This is a genomic window from Winogradskyella sp. (assembly GCF_013213835.1).
Taxonomy (GTDB): Bacteria; Bacteroidota; Bacteroidia; order Flavobacteriales; family Flavobacteriaceae; genus Winogradskyella.
Genome location: NZ_JABSSU010000024.1, coordinates 1 through 2,172 on the forward strand (window position 1 = coordinate 1; position 2,172 = coordinate 2,172).

Annotated in this window: 3 protein-coding genes; all 3 read right to left on the reverse strand. The window is 29.0% G+C overall.

Features of this window, described 5'->3' with window-relative positions; all coding sequences use genetic code 11:
- Window positions 1–135: 135 nt before the first annotated feature.
- The 3 genes from HRU50_RS16000 to HRU50_RS16010 all read right to left on the reverse strand — a co-directional run bounded on the left by HRU50_RS16000 (window position 136) and on the right by HRU50_RS16010 (window position 1,939).
- The gene (locus tag HRU50_RS16000) at window positions 136–342 is read right to left on the reverse strand and encodes a hypothetical protein (RefSeq protein ID WP_296352331.1); all 207 of its coding nucleotides are present in this window, start codon (window positions 340–342) and stop codon (window positions 136–138) included.
- A gap of 21 nt (window positions 343–363) precedes the next feature.
- Window positions 364–867, reverse strand: a complete 504-nt coding sequence (locus HRU50_RS16005) for a hypothetical protein (protein WP_296352333.1) — start codon at window positions 865–867, stop codon at window positions 364–366.
- A gap of 214 nt (window positions 868–1,081) precedes the next feature.
- Window positions 1,082–1,939: a DUF3987 domain-containing protein gene (locus HRU50_RS16010; RefSeq protein ID WP_296352335.1), complete on the reverse strand. Its 858-nt coding sequence runs from the start codon at window positions 1,937–1,939 to the stop codon at window positions 1,082–1,084.
- Window positions 1,940–2,172: the final 233 nt, after the last annotated feature.

A 2,172-nucleotide genomic window follows, 5' to 3' on the forward strand; every position in this document is an offset into this window, starting at 1 on the left:
GTAAACCATCGTTTACAACTTTTGCAATTTTTACAACTATTTTGCAACTTTTTACAACTGATTGTAAAACATGTTTTACCAACTAAAGCATGGAAATTTTGTTGTAAAACGAGAATTTAAGTTAGTATTTAATTCTTATATGATATAGTGTCCTAAGTGAGGCACTCCCAACACATGTCTTTCATATATTTCAATACCTAATTTTAATGATTTTGGAAAATTTCTATTGGGTTGTGTCATCGTTTTAATACTGTTGTAGTCAAACCCAGTCAATTCTGCGATGTCTTTGTTAGTGTAACCAAGATCATTTTTCATTCGGTTGTATCTTTCGTGCCAGTTCATAGTTTTTAATTATTAGTTATATTAATGTTTAAGGTTTAAAAATTGATTATGTAGTTTTTCATTGACTTCGTCATAGCTCCACGATTCACCAAAGGCGATTTTTATGTTATTAGGATTTTCCATTGCATTTAAAAAGACCTCATTTTCTTTATCATTGATGATTTTCGACTTTTGATTAGGATGCACAAGACTTATATTGGAACGCTTTAGTAATAAACTTTGATCATAAGTTATCAAGTCGTTAAGAAATCCATATACATGAAAATTAATGGACTTGTCAATTTTTTTATGAAATTCTTTAACCGCAATCTGATCGTATACTGAAGAGTTGTTTAAATTTAAATAGAGGTTATAACACATAACATAAAGTTTAAATGCTAACTCTTTATACACGTTATTATCCTTATTATCCTTGTCCGTGATATACTTTACAATAGTGTTGTATGCCTCTTTTGCATTATTAAAATGTTCATTTTGTGATAACGTCAGATCATGCATTATCGTTATTGCTTTTTCTATGGTCATAAAATTTTTATTAGAAACTGGAAACTTTACCTTTTTTAATGTAATGGTTTGATATCCAGATTTATATACTTAATTTTCCTTTTTTTTGAGTTTCCAAAGAAATTATGTAGGTAATTTGTAAGAAACTTTTTGTTTATTTTAAAAACTTCGACATCATTGATTATTACTGGGCTATCCATAAATTTTCACTTAAGTTTCTAGTTTCTAAGATTTTTTAATATTTATTATTCCAAATCTTACTAATGTGAGCTTTACTTCTTCCAGTTAACTGCTCGATAGTTTTCTGTGTGATACTATTTATTTTCGCCATTTCAATGATTTTTCTTAATAATAGATTTCGATCTATACCTTGATCTTGATAGGCTAAAATGATTTTAAAATTTGTAAAGTAAAATTCATTAATATAAATTGCTAGTTGCACTGTATTCGGTACAATAGGATTTTGAAAACTGCTATTGTGTGAAGTCTGAATGAGATGCATCATAAGTGTCAACTTATGGATACTAATCATCATTTTTGAAATATACTCTTTGGTATTATCATAGGCTGCTTTTTGTCTCAGTAGTAACTGCTGTGAATACTCATAAAGTATGTTTTCTGCATCATCGGTTATTTCTACTAACAATGATGTTTCTTGTTCTTCAATTGATTTGCGGTATAATATGAGGTTGTTTAACGAATGACTGTAATTATTAACTGTACTATCTGGCATTAAGGCTTTAGATATTTTTTCATTTCCTTCTAGTTTATTTGTAAACAGTATTCGATCAACAAAGCCACTTTCTAGGTTTCCGTTACCGAATAGCTTAGGTATTTTTTGTGTTTGTAGTGATCCTAATAGAGTAGGGTAGGATTGCTCTAATCTATAACTCTCAGTAGTCTTTCTGTTTACATCAATGTGTTTGTTGGTATTGCCTTGTAAAAGGAAAACACGCCAGACATTGCCTTCAGAATTATTTTTGTTCGCCATTTTTTCAATCAAATAAGACAACTCGTCAACGTAGATGCCAATTGAATATTTATTATGAAGATGCGTATAAGTTGCTGCTTCTACTGTGGCATTTTGTATCAAAAACTGTTTTTAAAATTATCTTGATATACAGACCAAGATATTTTAGTATTAATAATTTCCACAGTTAATTTCAAATTCATTCTCGGACTTTGTAATTGTAATAAACTTTTAAACTATTTTTCCAATAATTTTACAACTATTAACGCCGGAAAAAATTTAGATTTTTCACGAAATCCCACAGCAATTTTTTAATTTTTCGATATGATCTTGGTGTTCGTTTGCTCTTTCCGCTG